Genomic DNA, 18,106 nt, shown 5'->3' on the forward strand with positions numbered 1-18,106 from the left:
TCAGAACAACGGATACAGGAAGGGGGCAATGGCTGAACCTTGCGAAAGGACCACCAAGCCACCGAAGATCAGCAGAATAATGAAAACCGGAACCAGCCAGAATTTCCGCCGTTCGCGCATGAACGCCCATAGTTCCTTAAGAAATGACATCGTATATTTTCCTTATTCGCGATCAGTTCAAAACTGTCGTTTCATGCTTTCCGGCGCCGAGGCGCGAGGCGTCCAATAGCTTTCCGCTTCGGGTTCAAAAGTCCTGTGCAGCGGATCTTTTCCCGTCAGACGAAACACCAGACCGATTGGCACGAACGCCACCAGATACACCATAAACATGATAATTGGTGAAAAGATGGCATGCAGCATCAGCCCAAATTTGAACCACAAACGGTTTGGAGTGCGCAACAGCGATGGCATGATCAGGGCTGCCCCAAGGCAGACGCCCGATATGATCAGTGCAGGAACCCAAAACGACCCGCCGCGCCAAAGAGAGAAAAGTGCCAAAAGGCCGAAAACGCCACCGAAAACGAAGCCGAAGTTGCGCTCGGACCCCATCTTGATCTCGGTCTTGGATATAAGTTCGGACACCTCAAAGTCTCCTCAATAAGTTTTGCCAATTCGCACAGAAATAACCTTGGCAAAGATTAACCGGGTGAGGGGCGCAGAGTCGAGCAATTTTCGACCCGCCTCACTGAATATCTTCAAAGACTTAGGCAGGTCTTTGCGATTATTATCCGCACTGGGGTGCGGGATGTTCGCTTGCGCGGCGCGGCCCCGGTATTTGGCGAAAAAGGGCCGTCGTTTCTTGTCCTTGGATGGCCGCGATGACTTCGCTATGGTCGCCTCATAGACTTTACGTTTTCCAACCTCCGGGGCTGGGGTGAATTTTCCAAAGCGCGTTCTGCGCATCTTTTCAGGAGACCGCCATGGCGCGCGCAACTTGCACAATTCTAATTTGTTCTGCGGGCCGACGCGTGGGTTTGCTGCAAGCTTTCCGACAAGCCTCTGAGCGACTGTCGCTGGACCTGCGCATTGTTGCCTGTGATCTAGACCCTGACAACAGCGCTGCATGTGCGCTTGCCGATGTGGCATTGAAGGTGCCGCGCTGCGACGACCCGGGCTATGTGGACGCAGTGCTTGCAGCGGCGCGCCGGTTCGAGGTGTCACTTGTCGTGCCAACCATCGACCCGGAATTGCTGCCGTTGGCGCATGCCTCGGCTGAGTTTGAAAAGATCGGCGCGCGGGTTCATATCTCGGACATTTCGGTGATCGAAACGGCACGTGACAAGGCGCGGACGTCTCAGGTGCTTGCGGCAGCGGGCGTGCCTGTGCCGCGCACCTTCGGGCAGGATCAGATCGCTGCCGATCCGACCCTTCTGGATTGGCCCGTCTTTGCCAAGCCCAGCGGTGGTAGCGCCAGTCGCGGGCTAGAGGTTTTCAACCGCCCCGAAGATGTGCCCGCGCAGTTCGATGAACCGATGATCTTTCAGGATTGCCTGAACGGGCCGGAATACACGATCAATATGTTCGTGGACAAGGCAGGTGTCCTGCGGTGTGTTGTGCCTCACCTGAGAATGCGCATTCGTGCGGGCGAGGTTGAAAAGGGTCGCACAGTGCGCCGCGATGATCTGCGCGGCATCGCAGAAGGGATCGCAAAAGCCTTGCCGGGCTTGCGGGGTGTCGCGTGTTTTCAGGTGATTGATGACCCTGATCGCGGACCGAAAGTCATCGAGATCAACGCGCGCTTCGGCGGCGGCTATCCGTTGGCAGATCACGCTGGTGCGCCGTTCGCGCAATGGCTGCTGGAAGAGGTGAACGACTTGCCACAAAGCGCCAATGATGACTGGCGCGACGACGTTTTGATGCTACGTTATGACAGCGCGGTCTATCAAGGTTAGTGTCTGATGCTGGTATTCGACTTGGACGATACCCTTTATTTGGAACGGGATTTCGCGTTCAGCGGATATGATCATCTGGAAGGATGGATGCGTTCGCGGGTGGGCCGAAACGGGTTTGGCAGAACCTGCGAACATTTGTTCAAATCGGGTGAGCGCCGCCGCATATTCAACCGCGCCTGTGCGCATCTTGGTATTGAAGACACGGTCGAGCTTATTGCCGAGCTCGTTGATGAATACCGAAATCACCCGCCAAGGATAGAACTTTGCCCTGATGCGCAGCGTTTTTTGCAGACCCATCAAGGGCCGTTTGGCCTGATCACGGATGGGCCAGAGCCGATGCAACGCGCCAAGATCGCCGCGTTGGGGGTGGACCGCCTGATCGAACACCTTTGCCCGACCGGCGCCTGGCCAGAGGGCTATGGCAAACCTCACCCTCGCGCTTATGAACTGATGGAACGTCTGGCGGCGGACCACCAACAGATGGTCTATGTGGCCGATAACCCCGCCAAGGATTTCGTGACCCCCAAGGCGCGCGACTGGTTGACGGTGCAGATCGAACGCCCCGGCGGTGTCCACGCCCCCAACGCGCCTGATGAGGAACACGCAGCCGCCGTCAGGATCACCAGTCTTGATAAGCTGGACGCGCTGATTTCAAGCATCTAGCAACTGGGTTTCTTCTTTCATGGCGCTCCCAATCACCTGATCCCACGTGCCCAGAACCTGATCGGGGGCCAATGCCGCGTGCGTCGGTCCACTGGCTTTCGCCATCTGCGCGCGCAACGCTGGATCTCCAATCAAGCGCAGAATGCTGCGTGACAGGGCAGGAATGTCGTTCGGCTCCACCAACAGCCCGTTTTTCCCGTCTGTGATGATCTCGCGTGGTCCATAGTCGCAATCGAATGCGATGACGGGCAGGCCTGATACGGCAGCCTCGGCGATAACGTTGGGGAACCCCTCGAACCGGGACGGGACAACAAGTATATCTGCCGTTTGCAACCATGCGCCGGGGGCGGGGCTTGCACCGGGCAGTGACACGATTTCAGCCAGCCCGAGCTTGTCTCGCAATGCCTCGAGGCGCGGACGTTCTGGCCCTTCACCCTGGATCGTCAACCGGACTTTGGGATAGGTGTCGCGCACCGCTGGCATTGCTTTCAGCAAAAGATCAAAGCCTTTTTGCTGGTCCAGCCTTCCGACAGCTGCAAGCCGAAGCCCGTTGGCGTCAGGTGCCACGGTCAGGTTGGTGTAGGGCGCGCAGGGGTTGGGGATCACCGTCGCCCGATTGGCGATCGCGCGCGGTAGGTCGCACCTCGCCCGTTCGGTTTGCATCACCACGGCCGCAGCGCGTCGGGCCAGAACATTCTGCGCATGTCGCCAGACAGGGTTCGCTTTCTGCGCCCGCGGGTTGTTGCGTTCCGAGATGACAACCGGTGGTCCCCCCCGCATGGCGGCCAACAAGGACAGCACATTGATCTTGGTCAGAAACGACAGCACAAGATCCGGTTTCGACTGCCTGATGGCGTGTTGAATGCTTTGCAGTTTGGACAGCGGCGCCAGACCTGAACCCTGTTTCGCAACGATCAGTTTCGCCGTCTCGGGGTAAGGAAAATAAGAGCCGCCATCGGGCATATCGAACCCGAGCACAGAAACCTCGTCGCCCATCTCCAAACGGTGCGTCGCAATCATGCTAACGATCTTTTCAGCGCCTCCGGCCCCGAACCCTCCATGTATCAACAGCAAGCGCATCGTCTACACCTCCACCGCGTCGTTGATCACTGCATCCCAGGATTTCAGTATGCGATCAGGGTCAAGGTATTCGACATTCAGATATGACGCGGCCGACATGCGGGCGCGCAACTGCGTATCGTTGATCAAGCGCGACAGGTTGTCGGCCATGCCGTCGATATCACCAGTCTGAACCAACAGGCCATTGACCTCGTGGCGGATCATTTCGCGCGGCCCAAACTCGCAATCGAAAGATATGATCGGGACGCCGGACAGGGTGGCCTCGGCGACGACATTGCAAAACCCTTCGTAGCGTGAGGTGACGACGAGGATGTCTGCTTCGCTGACCCAGGCGCCGTGGCGTTGGGTGGTGCCGGGCATCGCAACAGTGGCTTCCAGACCCAGATCTGCCCGCAAGCCTTCCAACGCCTTGCGTTCAGGCCCTTCACCGAAAATTGTCAGGGACAGGGTCGGGTGACTGTCGCGCAACCGGGCGACGGCATGCAGCAATAGATCAAAGCCCTTCTGCCAATCCAGCCGCCCCACCGCGACCAGCTGCGATGCTGCGCCGTTGATTTGCGCGCGCGCGCCTTCGATGGGTACGCAAGGGTTGGGTATGACCCGTGTTCGGTGGCGGACTTTCGCAGGCAATTGGTCGCGGCCCCGTTCCGTCAGTGTGACAACAGACGTCGCCCGGCGACTGAGCGTCATCGACGCGGTGTGCCACAATGGGTGGTTATTTTGCGCACGCGGATTGTTACGTTCAGAGATGACAATCGGAATACCGGTTCCCAGCCCGGCCGTAAGTGTCAGCACATTGATCTTCGTCAGAAATGACACGACCACATCCGGCTTTCTGTCCCGGATCAACTTCCGCAGCATTTTCAGCCGCTTTATCTGGCTGACCGGTTCGCTGGCCGGCACGTTCGGTTCCAGCACATGAAGCGTCACGTCTGGCGAATAGCGATAATACGAGCCGTCTCGCGGTGCACGCATCCCGGCGACCTCGACCTGGTCACCATGCGCGGCCCGGTGATTGGCGATCATGGCGACGATTTTTTCGGCCCCACCCGTCCCGAAACCACCCTGAATGAACAATACGCGCAATGTGTTACTCCGCTGCGTGACCGGCGTCTTTTTGCGCCGTCAGCTCCGCATTAGGCGCAGGCACATCGACCTCGCGTGTCAGGGGTTTGGTCGTATCCTCGCGGGGTTCAGGTTGGTTTAGCTCGGCTTCGATCAGGGGGCGGTGCAGATCTTTTGATTGAATGAATATTCGCCCGACATATTCACCCATGATGCCCAGAAACATCGCGTTCAGGGTCATCGACAGCAGGAGCAATACAGTGGTCGTGGCGAAACCGGCTGGCCAGTCCTGACCAAAGACGACGCGCGCAATGACATAGGCGATCATCAAAAGGAAGGTCAGAAGCCCGACCGTCAAGCTGATCAACGAGGCCAGCCGCAAAGGCACCAGAGAATGGTTGATCAACCCATCGACTGCCAATGCCAACATCGCGCGAAACGGAAACTTCGAGGTCCCTTCAAGCCGCGCTTCGCGGTCGTATTCAAATCCGATCTGGTTGAACCCCATCCCGCTGATCAACCCGCGCACATAAGGTGAGCGGTCATCGACCCTGCGCAGTTCGTCCAGAATACGTCGGTCGGTCAGACGAAATTCGCCTGCATTGCGCGGCAGATCGTCGGTGCTGATCCAGTCGATCAGTGTGTAAAACGCCCGTCGCGCAGCCGCGACCAATGGCCCATCCGGCAGGCTGCGCCGGATGCCATATACCACGTGATAGCCTTGACGCCATTTGTCCAACATCTCGGGGATCAGCTCTGGCGGGTCTTGCAGATCACAGTCGATCTGGATCGAACATGCCCCCTGCGCCGAGCGATAGGCGGTCAAGACCGACGCCTGATACCCGACATTGCGGGAAAAGCGAATGACCCGCACCCGGTCATCGGCTTGCGCGATTTCGGACAGGATATCGAATGTTTTGTCGTCGGAATGATTGTCGGTGAAGATGATCTCTGGCGTGTAGTCCGGCAGCGCATCAAACACGGCAACGACGCGATCATAGGCACGCCGCACGTTCATCTCTTCGTTCAGAGCGGGGATGAGGATGGATACAAGCGTGGTCATGCTGACCTCCTGTTCGTGCCGTTTGGTCGTGTGGCGCGGGCGTCGTCAACGGTCATGGCCACGCCTTCTTCAAGATCAATGCGCGGCGACCACTGTAACTGCTGTCGCTGGCGCGTGGGGTCGATGCGCAATTCCACCACATCATCTTCTTCCTGGTCGCCGAACCGTATCACATCAGGTGACGCGCCAGTGGCGTTGATTACAAGCTTGGCCAAGGCACGCATCGTTGGTGCGCGACCGGTGCCGATATTCACAAGGCCGGGCGCCGCATGCTCCAGATCAGCCAGTCGTAAGAGCGCGCTGACGACGTCAGACACGTGGATCAGGTCGCGCCGGTCTTCAGGGCGCGCCACGATGAAAAGCTCATTATTCAAACATGTATGGATCAGCGACGGCAACAGAAAGTCGCGCGATTGCCCCGGCCCATAGGTCAGGGCAAGCCGTGCTGTCGACGTCGCGAAGGGGAGTCGCGGCCGCAAAGCCTCCAGAAACTGGGTGCCTGCCAAAAGCGACGCACCATAGGCACTGTTGGGCGCTTCGCGCATGTCCTCGCGATAGGGTGGCGCGACTGAACCGTATTCCGCAATGGTGCCTGCGCGGACGAACGCACTTGGGGGGGCTGGCAACGTCGCTGCCGCCGAAACGATGCCAAGCAGCGTCTTCAGGTTGTCGTCAATGCTGGTTGCGAAATCCGAAAGGTCCTGAGACTTGGTAAACCGGGTGCGCGCACCAAGATGAAAAATCACCTCGGGTTGCGCATCCTTCATACAGGCGTGCATCGCAGGTTGATCGGTCAGAAGAACCCGGTGGATTTGCAATTGCGCGCTAAGGTCAGACACCCGCGCCAGATCCGAGCTTGGCCGGACCACAAGCGTAACGTCATCGCCCCGCACCACGCACGCCCGCGCGAGGTGAGAGCCAATGAAACCCGTTGCACCAGTTATCAGGACACGCGCCATGTGATCTCCTATGGCACGATGCGTGGCATCGGCAACGGCACGATGAACTTGCCGCCGCGGGCTTCGAAATCGGACATCTGTTCGCGGATTTCGTCAAAGAAGTTCCACGCAAGGACCAGCAGATAATCGGGCGCGCGTTCGGCCACCGCCTCGGGTGACAGGATCGGCAATCGCGTTCCCGGCGTGAACAGACCCTGCTTCAGCGGGTTCTTGTCGACGACAAAGTCCAGCGTTTCGGCCCCGATGCCGAAATAGTTCAGAAGCGTGTTGCCCTTGGCAGGGGCGCCATAGCCGGCAACGGTTTTGCCGTCTGCCTTGATCTCGGCCAGCATGGTTTTCAGCTTGGCCCCCAATTCGTCCACGCGACGCGCGAATTCTTCGTAGGTCGCGCGTTCGGTCAGACCGGCTGCGCGCTCTTCCTCCAACATCTCAGCGACGATGGGCGCAGGCGTTTTGCCAAGCGAGGCACGTTGCATGAACACCCGCATCGACCCGCCATGCACCGGCAGTTTGGTCACATCCACAACATCCATGCCCCGTGACTGCCCCAACCGCACGATGGACAGAAGGCTCAGCTCGGACATGTGCTCGTGATAGACATTGTCGAACTGGTTGGTTTCGACGATTTTCTTGCCCCATGGCACTTCGATCACGAAGGTGCCATCGTCGTCCAGAAGGATCAGAACCGCATCAAGAAACCCGTGCAGGTCGTCGATATGGTTGAAGGTGTTGGTCGTGGTGATGACCTGTGCGGGTCCCTTCTCGTCACGCACGGTTTGCGCCGTTTCGGGGTTGAAATACCCGGTCAACACTTCGACCCCGCGTTCGCGCGCAAGGGGGGCGATGTTTGCGGCGGGGTCGATCCCCAACACGCGCGCCCCGGCCTTGACCGCATGGCCCAGCATCAAGCCGTCATTGCATCCGACATCCACGATCAGCCCGCCACCTGCTTTTTCACACGCGACGGCGGCGAGCCCGGCAAAGTGTTCGTGCATCGTTGCCGCACCAGATGGGACATAGAGGTAGTCCTCAAAAAAGGCGTCCGGAACCTGATCGGCGACCTGGATCAAGCCACACTCAAGACAGGCCTGCGTGTTCAGATCAAAAGCGGGTTGTTTCTGCGCGGGATCTGCCGTTTTGGCAAACATGTTGGCAGGCGGATGAGCCCCCATCGGAAGGAACAAAAACAGGTTCTCGGACCCGCAGGTCCGGCATTTCGACAGGGTCGAGGATGGCTTGGAATGCACTGTCATGGGCGGGTTTCCTTTTGAATGAACTTGGGTCGCTTAGCCCAGCTTTTGGCCAGATTTTGCGGGAACTTTTCAAAGATAACGAACGAGAATTGCGCAAGGGCAACCGAGGCCAGCGCCGTCACGGTTCCAAAGATTGCGACGCTGAGGACGACATTGTCGCCAAACAGGTCAAACCGCTGAAACAGCACGCGCATAGGCATGTAGACGTAGGGATGCACAAGATAGAGGCTATAGCTGATGGTGCCCAGATACTGTGCCCAACGGGCAGATAGGGCGCGGGCGGTCAGGCTATCGGGTTCAACCGCGAGCAAGAAATAGATACCTGTCAAAGTAAGGCAGGTCAGGGTGATAGGCTGGCTCAGCTCTCCGGGGTGGAAGTCGAAATGCGACTGAGATGCCGCGACCGCAAGGCCAATAGCCGCCGCCAGCTCAGCCAACGGGCGCAGCGGTATTTTGCGCGTCATCCCTTCGCTGTTCATCGCAAAAACCATAATTCCGACAGTGAAATAGATCGCCTTGGGATAGAGCGCAACGAAGGCAGCAGATGCCACCGCAACGACCAGACCCAGACCGAACCGCCGTTGCAGCACCGCATAAGCGCCGGCCGCCGCCAGCGCGTAGAACATCATCTCGTAGGACAGGCTCCACGCATTTGGCGTCAGTTGCTTTGCGCCGACAAGCAGGTTTGTGAACGTCAAGGCATGGAAAATGGCCGTTGGATTGTTGACCTCGGGTTCGAGGTTCCAGATGAGGTTTCCGACAATAAACACGAGGCTGCAGGCCAGAAACAGCGGATAGATGCGGACCATACGGCGAAAGGCGAAATCGCCGGGGCTATAGCGGAACGCGCTGGGCAAGATCACGTAGCCGCTTATCGCGAAAAACAGGTAGACGAAAAACGTGCCGAAATTCCAAAGCGGTTCAGCCACTGCCAGATAGCCCGGGCTGGCGGAATACACATGTTCGGCCGTCCCGCCGATGATGTGCGCGAACAGCACCATGGCGGCAGCCACGCCCCTTAGCCCATGAATACCCGCATTGTGACCACCGCCTTGCGGTAGCCACGCGGGCGTTATGGGGGACAGGGGCGCGTGCACGCTCATTCGGCAGCTTTGCGTTTGGTCTTGGCAAAACCTGCGAAGGTTTCGTGCATGTAAGTCATGTGATCATCCGTCAATCCATGATGCAGCGCCAAAAGCACACCGCCGCGCATGACGGCATCCGACTGCGCATAGCCGGCGGGATCTGTCTTGCTTGTGACGTTCTTCATTGCGGGCTGGCGCAGAATATTGCCGGTAAATACCGGGCGGGTCTGGATGCCGGCGGTTTCCAGGTGGATCTGCATGTCGCGCCGCGTGAAGGGTGCACCTTCGCGCAGGGTCAGCGGATAGGCCAACCACCCCGTGCGCCCGCCTTCAAGCTGGTTGGGCAGGATGAACCAATCTGCGTAATCCTTGAAGAACGCGTTGTGGGCTGCGAAATTCTTTTCGCGTTCGCGGATATTGTGCTCCAGCTTGTCCAGTTGCACCAAACCAAACGCCGCGCTGATTTCCGAAGGTTCAAGGTTATAGCCCAGATCCTCGAACAGGAACTTGGCGTCATAGTCGATGCCATCGACCTTCACGCCGAACCGGTTTTCGATGCTTTCGCTTTCGACAAACAGCGAAGAACTGCGCCCCCAGGACCGCAGCAACAGCGCCTTGCGGCCAAGTTCTTCGTCATTGACGCAAAGCATGCCGCCATTGCCGGCCCCGTTGATCACGTGCGAGCCATAAAAGCTGGTGGTCGAGACATCGGAATAAAGCCCCGTGCTTTTGCCTTCGATTGTCGCGCCAAGTGTATCTGCGCTGTCTTCGATGACCTTCAGCCCATGGGCGTCGGCGATCTCGCGAATGCGCCGCCAATCCGGCAGGTTGCCGATCAGGGATGGGATCATGACCGCGCTGGTGTTGGGCGTGATCATCCGTTCGATCGCGTCCACGTCGATGTTGTAAGTGCCCTCGGCCACGTCAACGAAAGCCGGGATCAGCCCCTGACGAACCAAAGGTGCCACGGTTGTGGCAAAGGTCAGGGCCGGGGTGATCACTTCGCTGCCTTTGGGTAGGTCAAGGATCTCGACCGCCAGATAGTTGGCAGATGACCCGGAGTTCACCATCACCCCGTGTTGCTTGGCAAACAGCGCAGCCACGCGTTCTTGCATCTTGCGCACGCGCGGGCCCATCTGCGTCGAGGTCTTCAGAACTTCGACCACGGCATCGATTTCTTCTTGCCCGTGAACGGTTTGGCCGTAATTCACTCTCATATCTGTCTCCTTTGGAACGTCCGCGCTATTGCGCTGCGACGTCCGACCCTTGTGTTTTCGCGCCTGACATCAGGTCGCTATAGTGATTGATCTGTGCTTTGGTAAGCGCGGTCATGTCCTGACCGTCCAAGTGAGATTTGTACCATTTCGATGTTAAATCAACGGCTTGTGGTAAGCTAAGCTGTGGGCGCCAGCCAAGGCCAGTTTGAGCTTTGGTGCTGTCAAGGCGCAGGATGCCAGCCTCGTGCAGACCGCCTTTTGCGGATTGCACATCTGCAAACTGAAACTGCGGCCCCCCCAGCCCCCATGCCGTCTGCACCAAACCGGCAAGGTCGCGCACTGTGACTGTTCCAGACACGTCCGGCCCGAAATTCCACGGCCCCGCAAAAGGTGCGCCCTCCGTTAGAAGCTTTGCCGCCAGCGCCAGATAGCCCGACAAAGGCTCCAGCACGTGTTGCCACGGACGGATGCTGTCGGGACTGCGGATGTCGACGATGGTGCCAGCCTGCACAGCGCGCACCATGTCCGGGATCAGCCGATCCTCGCCCCAGTCGCCGCCGCCAAAAACGTTGCCCGCGCGCACCGAAGCCAGTTGTGGCCCTTTCGGGTCCGCAAAGAACGATCGTTGATAGGCCTGCGTCACCAGTTCTGTGCACCCTTTCGAGGCGCTGTAGGGGTCTGATCCCCCCATCGGATCGTTTTCACGATATCCCCAGGTCCATTCGTTGTTTTCATAGCATTTGTCGCTGGTCACCACGATGACACCGCGCAGCGATGTCATCGACCGCGCCAGGTCCAGCACATGCGCCGTGCCCGACACGTTCGTGGCGAAAGTTTCCGCGGGGTCGCGATAGGATCGGCGCACAAAGGGCTGTGCGGCCATGTGAATGACCAGATCCGCGTCAATATCGGCGGCCTCGGATGCAAGGCGCTGGGCATCGCGAATGTCGATCATTCGGCTGTCCATACCCTGTGTCAGCGCCGTGACCTCGCAAAACGAGGGACCGGGCTCGGGCGGGAGGGCGATACCGACGACCTCGGCCCCGAGCTGGCGCAACCACGTCGTCAGCCAGCCGCCCTTGAAACCGGTATGCCCGGTGACAAGGACGCGGCAACCGGCAAAGGCGCCGCCAAAGTTCGAAGCAACTGTTCCAGCCATGGTCTGCCTCAGATCGCCAGTGCCGTTACATCGTTCGGCAGGTCTTCGTTGAAACGCATCCAAGGGGGTGTTTCGTCTTCGCACAACGCGTCCAGCGTGTTGCGGTCGCGCACTGTATCCATCGGATGCCAGAACCCTTCGTGGCGATAGGCCATCAGTTCGCAATCCTGCGCCATCTGCGTCAGGGGCGACTGTTCCAGCGGCTCCATGTCATCGACGAAATAGTCCATGACTTCGGGTTCAAAGACGAAATAGCCACCGTTGATCCAGGTGTCGCGCCGGCGCACCTTTTCGGTGAATGCCTCGACCCGGTCGCCGTTCAGTTCGATGTTGCCAAAGCGCGCAGGCGGCTGCACCGCAGTGACTGTCGCCAGCTTGCCGTGCGATTTGTGAAAGTCGAGCAGCGCGTTGATGTCGATATTTCCCAGACCATCGGAATAGGTCACCATGAACGGTTCATTGGGGTTCAGCCATTCCTTCAGGCGCCGAATGCGACCGCTGGTCATCGTGTGCGGCCCGGTGTCCACCACCGAGACATTCCACCCCCCCGGTGCTGACGGCACCAGTTCCATCTTGCCAGTATCAAGCGACACCGTGATGTTGTTGGCAATCAGGTGGTAGTTGGCAAAGAACTGTTTCAAAATAACCGCTTTGTAACCCGCAGCCACAATGAAATCCTTGTGTCCAAAATGGCTGTAGATATCCATCACGCGGGTGATGATCGGGCGGCCGCCGACTTCGACCATCGGTTTGGGAATTGTGACAGTTTCCTCGGCAAGCCGTGAACCAAGTCCACCCGCCAACAGCAATGTCTGCATAGTTACTCCCCTTTCTGAGAATGATTTGGGCAATTGCGGCGCAAGTTGGCAAGGCGTCTTGGCCCAACCACGCAGGTCCGAAATTGCAGTTCAAATTTCGTCAAAAGGGCGTTTGTCATTTCTCTTGCCCTCCGATGTTAAAATACACTTCGCCCTGCCCGTATCGGTTGTCCAGATGCGGGACTGACACCTTACGATAGCCGTGTGTCAGCGCGTAGTCACGCAAAGGTGCTTCCAGCGCCGGTTCATAGCCGATCAGGATCGCTTGCGGTGGGTCGCGATCGAAAAGGGCACCGATGTCATCGGGACCGGCCATCACGTAAAAACGGGCAAGGTCCGGGTCGGTATAGGGTGCTATGCGATAGGCAAACTGGCCGGTCGCGAACTCGGGATAGACGGACAGACCGGCTTCCAGCGGATAGATCGGCAGGAAGGTGGCGACCTTCGATCCGGCCGGGTGAAGTTGCGCGATACTGTCTTGCAGGGCTGCGGCGCCCCGTTCGATTTTCGCAGGCGTCGTCATGCCAGGGCGCAGGGTCTTGCGCATGTCCGGGGCCAGCCATGGCACGGCAATCAGCACCAACATGGCCGTCGCCGCCGACAAAAGCGGCCAGCTTTGCGCGCGTTTCGCAGGTGGCAAGGCGTCATAGATCAACGCGGCCAGCAGGGGCAGGCACACCAAGGGTGCGATGTAGTATTGCGAAAAGCCGGGGGTCGGGGTCAGGCTCATCCCCGCAGTGGTCACCAAGGTGGCAAGAACAACGAGGATCAAGCCAAGGGCTGACCGATCCGACCATCTGCCCTTTGTCCGGGCCACTGCCGCAGTGCGCCCCATCCATGCCAATGCCAAGATGACCAGAGCGACAATCAACGCAGCCCCTTGCAGCCAGACGCCATAGGCGAGTTGAAGCTTCTGGCCCAATCCCATCGCAAGGTCGGGCTCTGACAGCTTGTTTGCCTCCCAATATGTGACGTGAGGCCCGACGTGGAACTTCATGATATGGGCCAAAAACAAGTCGGGGTCAGACAGCAGAAGCCAGAAAAGCGGCAATGCCCCGATCAACCCACCGGTCAGCACGGGCAAGACAACACGGGTCAGGCGTGCCGAAAAGGGCAGGGCTGCGGGCAGCAAGAAAGCGGCAATGGCAATGGGCGGGATGAAAGCGACAGAGCTGACCTTCATACCTGTCGCGACCGACAGCATAACACCGGACAACACAAGTGCTGCGGGTCTCAGTGTGGCGCCTTTGACCTCGACAAGGAACAGCCCCATGCCAAAAAGCGCGAAAGGAAGTTGCAGCAGGTTGTTGGTTGCCGCCATGCCGGGCCCGTCCATCAAGGCGTGGCTGGTCAAAACAGAGATGACACCAAACGCTGCCATGCGGATAGACCCCGACAGCCGCAACATGGTCCAGCCCATAGCCCCAGCCAGCCCGACCCAAGCAAAGAAGATGCCCAGTCGGGTGGAAAACAGCAAGCCGCCACTGCCGAAAATCAAGGCCATGGCTTTGAAATACCAGGCTGAATACGGCACGTGGTTGTAGAAATAGTCGCCATAAAGCTGAAGGTCTGGCAGCAAGACGGCCGGTGGCACGAACAGCATTTCGTCACGGCGCAGGCCATAGCCCATCAGGCGCCCATAGATGGCGGCGAACAAAAGCGCGAAGCCAAGTGCTGCAAGCCACTTTGTGACGCGCGAGGTGGCGGGGCGGCTGGCGTTGGCGGGCGGTTTGGCCTTGGCCTCGTTGATGGCGTGAACTTCCAGAAGGCTCATACCGTGCCGCCTTTCGCGCGCAGGGGCACGTTCAGGGCCAGCGACACAAGCAAGTAAGACAGGACGACCGTCGGAGCAAGCGCAAGCCCCTGCGCCAGATACGGCCCGATCCCGGTGCCGATCAGCAGATAGAGCAGCGCTGCGTTGAACAGATACACCGCCACATAAGCCGCGACATAGTGGGGAAACCGCCCGTAACCCTTGGTTCCGAAGACGAAACGACCGTGCAGGGTGTGGTTCCAGACGACGCCAATGGCAAATTGCAGCGCCAGCGCGACCTGTGGGTGCAAGCCGATCACCACCAACAAGGCATAAAGGGCATACCCAAACGCGGTGTTCGCCACACCCGCCAACAGGAAGCGCAGGATGCGTCCCGAATGCTTTGACCCGGCCGGCGCAGTCGCTGGGCCGGGGCGCGCAGTGTCCGGTGAAAGCGGGGCATCGGTCATCACAAAGCGACCTCAGCTGTGGCAGGCGGGGTTTCGGTGTCCGCGTTTTGGTGCTCCACGCCCATATGCTGCATCAGGATCGAGTTTACCCGGTGCACGTCATAGGTGCTGCAGGCCAGCTTCCGCGCGGCTTGTCCCATGGTGTCAGCCAGTGACGGATCGTCAATGAACTGTGCCATCGTCTGCGCAAGGGCTTTCGCGTCACCTTGTGGCACAACCATCCCGGTCACGCCGTTCTGGATGGCCTCGCCGCAGCCGGGGGCGTCTGTCGTGATGACAGCGCGCCCACTGGCCATGGCTTCAAGGATCGAACGCGGAATGCCCTCGCGCAGCTGTGTCGGCAAGACAAAGACGCTGCACCGCTGCAGGAAAGGACGCACATCGCGCGTCTCTCCCAGCCAGGTGACCAGACCACGCGCTTGCCAGTCGTCAAGCGTTGCGGTGTCGATCGCGTCGGGGTTGCTGTCTGCCGGTCCCAAAATTTCAATGTCACAGTCGCGACCTTGCGCGCGCAACAGCGCCGCGGCATCGCCGAGTGTTTGAAGCCCCTTGCTGCGCAACAGTCGGCCCACAAAGAGGAACCTGATCTTGCCCTTGGGCACAGGGGTCGCCGCAAAGCGCGTCGTGTCCACGCCAGATCCGGGCACGTCATGCAGGGGCACGCTGTCGGGGATCAGGCGAAAACGCCGGATGTCGCCACGGTCTGCCGCATTGTAACAGAACGCGCCGTGCAGCCGGCGCAGCGCCACGCGGTGCAACAGAATTGACAGATCGCGCACCTTCTTGCGACGCCCGGTCGGGGCGGCCTCCATAAACGCATAGCCAAGCCCGGTGAACAGAGCAAAGCGCGCCGGAACGCGCGCCAATTGGGCCGCAAGGCTGCCATAGACATTCGGCTTCATCGTATACGAGATGACGAGGTCCGGTTTTTCGCGTCGCAGAAGCGCTGTTAACGCCCACAACGTTTGCAGGTCGCGCAGCGGATTGGTGCCGGTGCGATCCATCGGCACGGTGCGGTGGCGAATGCCGTGACTGTCAAGCTGGGCGGCTGTGTCCTCGTCGATATCAGCGGCAACAGCCAACACCTCAAAGCCGTTGGCTTGCAGGCGGCGCATCAGGTCCAGACGGAAATTCACCAAGGACCAGCCAAGGCTGCCAATCAGCACAGCGCGCTTGGTCGACCCTTTGACATTGCCGTTTGTCACGTCCAGTTGCGAGGCTATTGGCGTGGCCGTCTGCCTTATTCCCCGGCCCATAGTCTCTGCTCCGTCGTGGCTTGCGCATCCGGTTGGCGCATTGGGCCAGCGATTGGGGCGCGGCGGACTGGTTTCTGCGTCGGCAAACGCTGCGTGTCAGATGTGACGTCGCGCAGGGTCGCGCGCCCATAGCCGGGCACAAGGTCCTGAAGCTGACGCCGCACGGCGCCCTCATCTCCAGCGCGCGCGGCCAGCTCCAACTGCACGATTGCGCCGCGCAAATGGGCCATGGGAATGCCGTCGGGCAGGGCGGATTGGACACCCTCGATCCCGCTTTCATGGCGCTGTTCGGCCTTGTCGAACAGTTCTTCGAACAGCTTTTCACCCGGCCGGATGCCAACGAAGTCGATGTCGATATCCCGGTAAGGCTCAAGACCGGCCAAACGGATCATACGCTCGGCCAGATCGACGATCTTCACCGGTTCGCCCATGTCCAGCACGAAAATCTCGCCCAGACCAGTGTTTTGGGCAAGCCCCTTGGCGGCGGCGATCGTGGTCAGCTGAACCGCTTCGCGGATCGTCATGAAGAACCGCTCCATGCGCGCATCAGTAACGGTAAGCGGACCACCTTCGCTAATCTGGCGCTGGAACAGTGGGATCAGCGAACCCGACGATCCCAACACATTGCCAAACCGGACCGAGAAGAAACGCGTGCCCTCTTGGGTCTGATTGGTAATCCGATCCTGCGCCTGAACATAGAATTCCGCCACGCGTTTGGTAGCCCCCATGACGTTGGTGGTATTGACCGCTTTGTCAGTCGACACCTGCACCATCGCGATCGCGCCCACTGAACGGGCCGCATCGGCGATGTTGCGGGTGCCGATCACATTGGTCAGCACGCCTTCACAGGGGTTCAGTTCGACCATCGGCACATGCTTCAGCGCGGCGGCGTTGAACACAAGCTCGGGCTGAAAGCGCTTGAAGATCGACTTCACACGCGTTGCGTCACGGATCGACGCGATCAGAACCTGTCTGTTCACATCCGGATAGTGGCGCGCCAGATCCATATCGATCGAATAGGCATTGAATTCGCAGTTATCGACCAAGATCAGCATCGACGGATCGAAGGATGCGATTTGGCGCGAAAGCTCGCTTCCGATCGAGCCACCGGCTCCGGTGATCAATACGCGACGGCCTTGGAACAGCTCGCGCAACAGCGAGTTTTCGACAGCCATTTGCGGCCGGTTCAGGATCTCTTCGGGATCGACTGTGCGCAGGGTCGGTCCTGTTTTCGCCTCGTCTTCGACCTCGGGATCACCCAGACCGGGAAGGCGTGATACCTTGATCCCATTGGTTGACGCCCAGGACAGCAGCTCAAACATGCCCTTGCTCTCGAAATGCGAGACAGGCTCTGTCAGTAGAAGCTGGGCGGGTTTTTCGCCGGCGGCCTGCAGGGCCGCAACGGCGGCCTTGGGGTCACGCACCGATCCGAGGATCTTTACATAGTGAAAATACAGCCCCGTCGTATCACGCACATCATCGATGATGCCAATGGGCACATATTTCGTTTGGGTATTGCGCAGCGAGCGTAGGAAAAGGTCGCAATTGGTGCCCGTTCCGACCAGCAATACAGGCGTTTGCTCTTCGGCCATTTTCTGTTCACGTTTGTCCCTGCGGATCAACTCGCGGCTACGTGCCACGATGCGCAACGACCCCAAAAACGGGACCGTCGCAAGGAACTGGATCAAGAACACGGACAAGGGAACGGCTTGGGTCAAAGGCAAAACAGACGCGATCAGGCCTTGCGCCGTGATCGCCACCGCTGCACCACGCGAAATGATCGTGATGTCGCGAACCGAGGTGGAACGTGAGTGGCGCCTGTAGAAATCAAGCAGCGTGAAGGCAACAAATCCCGTAAGGCTAGCCAACGCCATCAACGGCAGCATCGCAACCCACATCGCATTCGGGACCGCGCCGCCATAGGCCAAAGCCATCGCAACAAAGACCGAAAACGCCGAAGCAAGCGCGTCACCGAACACAAGACGTCGGTTGGCACGCAGCTCAGCGCTTTTCTGGATCGCCCAGAGTTTCAATTTTTCCCTTAGCTGCTGGCGGGCTTGCGCACCTGCAGCTGTCAAGGCTTGGAATCCAATTCCATCAAGCATGATATAAGAACCTTCCCCGGTTCCGTTTCTAATTCAATTGCGCGATACTTGTCGGCGCCAAGGGTCGACGTGCCTCGGATTAAAAATATGTGGAACAGCTTGTTGCCAGCTTTGCCCACAGTCCAGCGCGTCAAATAACGCTCCTTGTGCTTCAATATTTACAAAGGCTCAAAATAGCCCGAACAAACGGCGTTAAAACTACGCCAAGTATCACAATGGTGGGGGTGACGAGTTACACCACATGGTCAAACCACCGAACTGACTAACA

General features: G+C 58.9%; 17 protein-coding genes. 2 read left to right on the forward strand and 15 right to left on the reverse strand.

The annotated features are described in order from the left end of the window. Both ACXYMP_RS06535 and ACXYMP_RS06540 read right to left on the reverse strand, forming a co-directional pair. Entirely contained in the window at positions 1-150 is a 150-nt protein-coding gene (locus ACXYMP_RS06535) for a DUF5989 family protein (RefSeq protein ID WP_298569855.1), read from the reverse strand. A 27-nt stretch (positions 151-177) separates the two neighbouring features. Then, positions 178-582: an SxtJ family membrane protein gene (locus tag ACXYMP_RS06540; RefSeq protein WP_298569853.1), complete on the reverse strand. Its 405-nt coding sequence runs from the start codon at positions 580-582 to the stop codon at positions 178-180. Between the two features lie 338 nt (positions 583-920). On the opposite strand from ACXYMP_RS06540, the gene ACXYMP_RS06545 reads away from it, so the two are divergent. Then, positions 921-1,892 carry an ATP-grasp domain-containing protein gene (locus tag ACXYMP_RS06545; protein WP_298569851.1) on the forward strand — a complete coding sequence of 324 codons (972 nt, stop codon included), beginning with the start codon at positions 921-923 and terminating at the stop codon, positions 1,890-1,892. Positions 1,893-1,898: 6 nt separating this feature from the next. Beyond that, on the forward strand, positions 1,899-2,555 hold the full coding sequence (locus ACXYMP_RS06550; protein ID WP_458905119.1) for an HAD family hydrolase: 657 nt from the start codon (positions 1,899-1,901) through the stop codon (positions 2,553-2,555). On the opposite strand, the gene ACXYMP_RS06555 is transcribed toward ACXYMP_RS06550, so the two are convergent. From ACXYMP_RS06555 to ACXYMP_RS06615, 13 genes are all read right to left on the reverse strand, one after another. Then, positions 2,544-3,635, reverse strand: a complete 1,092-nt coding sequence (locus ACXYMP_RS06555) for a glycosyltransferase family 4 protein (RefSeq protein WP_458905121.1) — start codon at positions 3,633-3,635, stop codon at positions 2,544-2,546. The genes ACXYMP_RS06550 and ACXYMP_RS06555 overlap by 12 nt on opposite strands. A gap of 3 nt (positions 3,636-3,638) precedes the next feature. Beyond that, a complete protein-coding gene (locus ACXYMP_RS06560) occupies positions 3,639-4,721 on the reverse strand; it encodes a glycosyltransferase family 4 protein (RefSeq protein WP_298569844.1) in 1,083 nt (360 codons plus the stop codon). Between the two features lie 4 nt (positions 4,722-4,725). Next, positions 4,726-5,763 (reverse strand): glycosyltransferase family 2 protein, encoded by a 1,038-nt coding sequence (locus tag ACXYMP_RS06565; protein ID WP_298569841.1) that lies wholly within the window; start codon positions 5,761-5,763, stop codon positions 4,726-4,728. Further along, positions 5,760-6,722 (reverse strand): NAD-dependent epimerase/dehydratase family protein, encoded by a 963-nt coding sequence (locus ACXYMP_RS06570; protein ID WP_458905124.1) that lies wholly within the window; start codon positions 6,720-6,722, stop codon positions 5,760-5,762. Before ACXYMP_RS06570 ends, ACXYMP_RS06565 begins: the two co-directional genes overlap by 4 nt. A gap of 8 nt (positions 6,723-6,730) precedes the next feature. Beyond that, positions 6,731-7,975: a class I SAM-dependent methyltransferase gene (locus ACXYMP_RS06575; RefSeq protein ID WP_298569836.1), complete on the reverse strand. Its 1,245-nt coding sequence runs from the start codon at positions 7,973-7,975 to the stop codon at positions 6,731-6,733. Further along, positions 7,972-9,078 carry an acyltransferase family protein gene (locus tag ACXYMP_RS06580; RefSeq protein WP_458905127.1) on the reverse strand — a complete coding sequence of 369 codons (1,107 nt, stop codon included), beginning with the start codon at positions 9,076-9,078 and terminating at the stop codon, positions 7,972-7,974. The genes ACXYMP_RS06575 and ACXYMP_RS06580 overlap by 4 nt, the downstream gene beginning before the upstream one ends. After that, positions 9,075-10,277, reverse strand: coding sequence for a DegT/DnrJ/EryC1/StrS family aminotransferase (locus tag ACXYMP_RS06585; RefSeq protein WP_298569831.1), 1,203 nt, complete (start codon positions 10,275-10,277; stop codon positions 9,075-9,077). Before ACXYMP_RS06585 ends, ACXYMP_RS06580 begins: the two co-directional genes overlap by 4 nt. A gap of 25 nt (positions 10,278-10,302) precedes the next feature. After that, the gene (gene rfbG / locus ACXYMP_RS06590; RefSeq protein WP_458905129.1) at positions 10,303-11,436 is read right to left on the reverse strand and encodes a CDP-glucose 4,6-dehydratase; all 1,134 of its coding nucleotides are present in this window, start codon (positions 11,434-11,436) and stop codon (positions 10,303-10,305) included. Positions 11,437-11,444: 8 nt separating this feature from the next. Further along, a complete protein-coding gene (gene rfbF, locus ACXYMP_RS06595; protein ID WP_298569826.1) occupies positions 11,445-12,254 on the reverse strand; it encodes a glucose-1-phosphate cytidylyltransferase in 810 nt (269 codons plus the stop codon). Between the two features lie 115 nt (positions 12,255-12,369). Next, positions 12,370-14,028 (reverse strand): hypothetical protein, encoded by a 1,659-nt coding sequence (locus tag ACXYMP_RS06600; RefSeq protein WP_458905132.1) that lies wholly within the window; start codon positions 14,026-14,028, stop codon positions 12,370-12,372. After that, entirely contained in the window at positions 14,025-14,477 is a 453-nt protein-coding gene (locus tag ACXYMP_RS06605) for a GtrA family protein (RefSeq protein ID WP_458905134.1), read from the reverse strand. The genes ACXYMP_RS06600 and ACXYMP_RS06605 overlap by 4 nt, the downstream gene beginning before the upstream one ends. Then, the gene (locus tag ACXYMP_RS06610) at positions 14,477-15,733 is read right to left on the reverse strand and encodes a glycosyltransferase family 4 protein (protein WP_458905136.1); all 1,257 of its coding nucleotides are present in this window, start codon (positions 15,731-15,733) and stop codon (positions 14,477-14,479) included. The genes ACXYMP_RS06605 and ACXYMP_RS06610 overlap by 1 nt, the downstream gene beginning before the upstream one ends. After that, entirely contained in the window at positions 15,718-17,838 is a 2,121-nt protein-coding gene (locus ACXYMP_RS06615; protein ID WP_298569814.1) for a polysaccharide biosynthesis protein, read from the reverse strand. Before ACXYMP_RS06615 ends, ACXYMP_RS06610 begins: the two co-directional genes overlap by 16 nt. Between the last annotated feature and the right edge of the window lie 268 nt (positions 17,839-18,106).

This window comes from Aliiroseovarius sp. CAU 1755 (genome assembly GCF_054482655.1).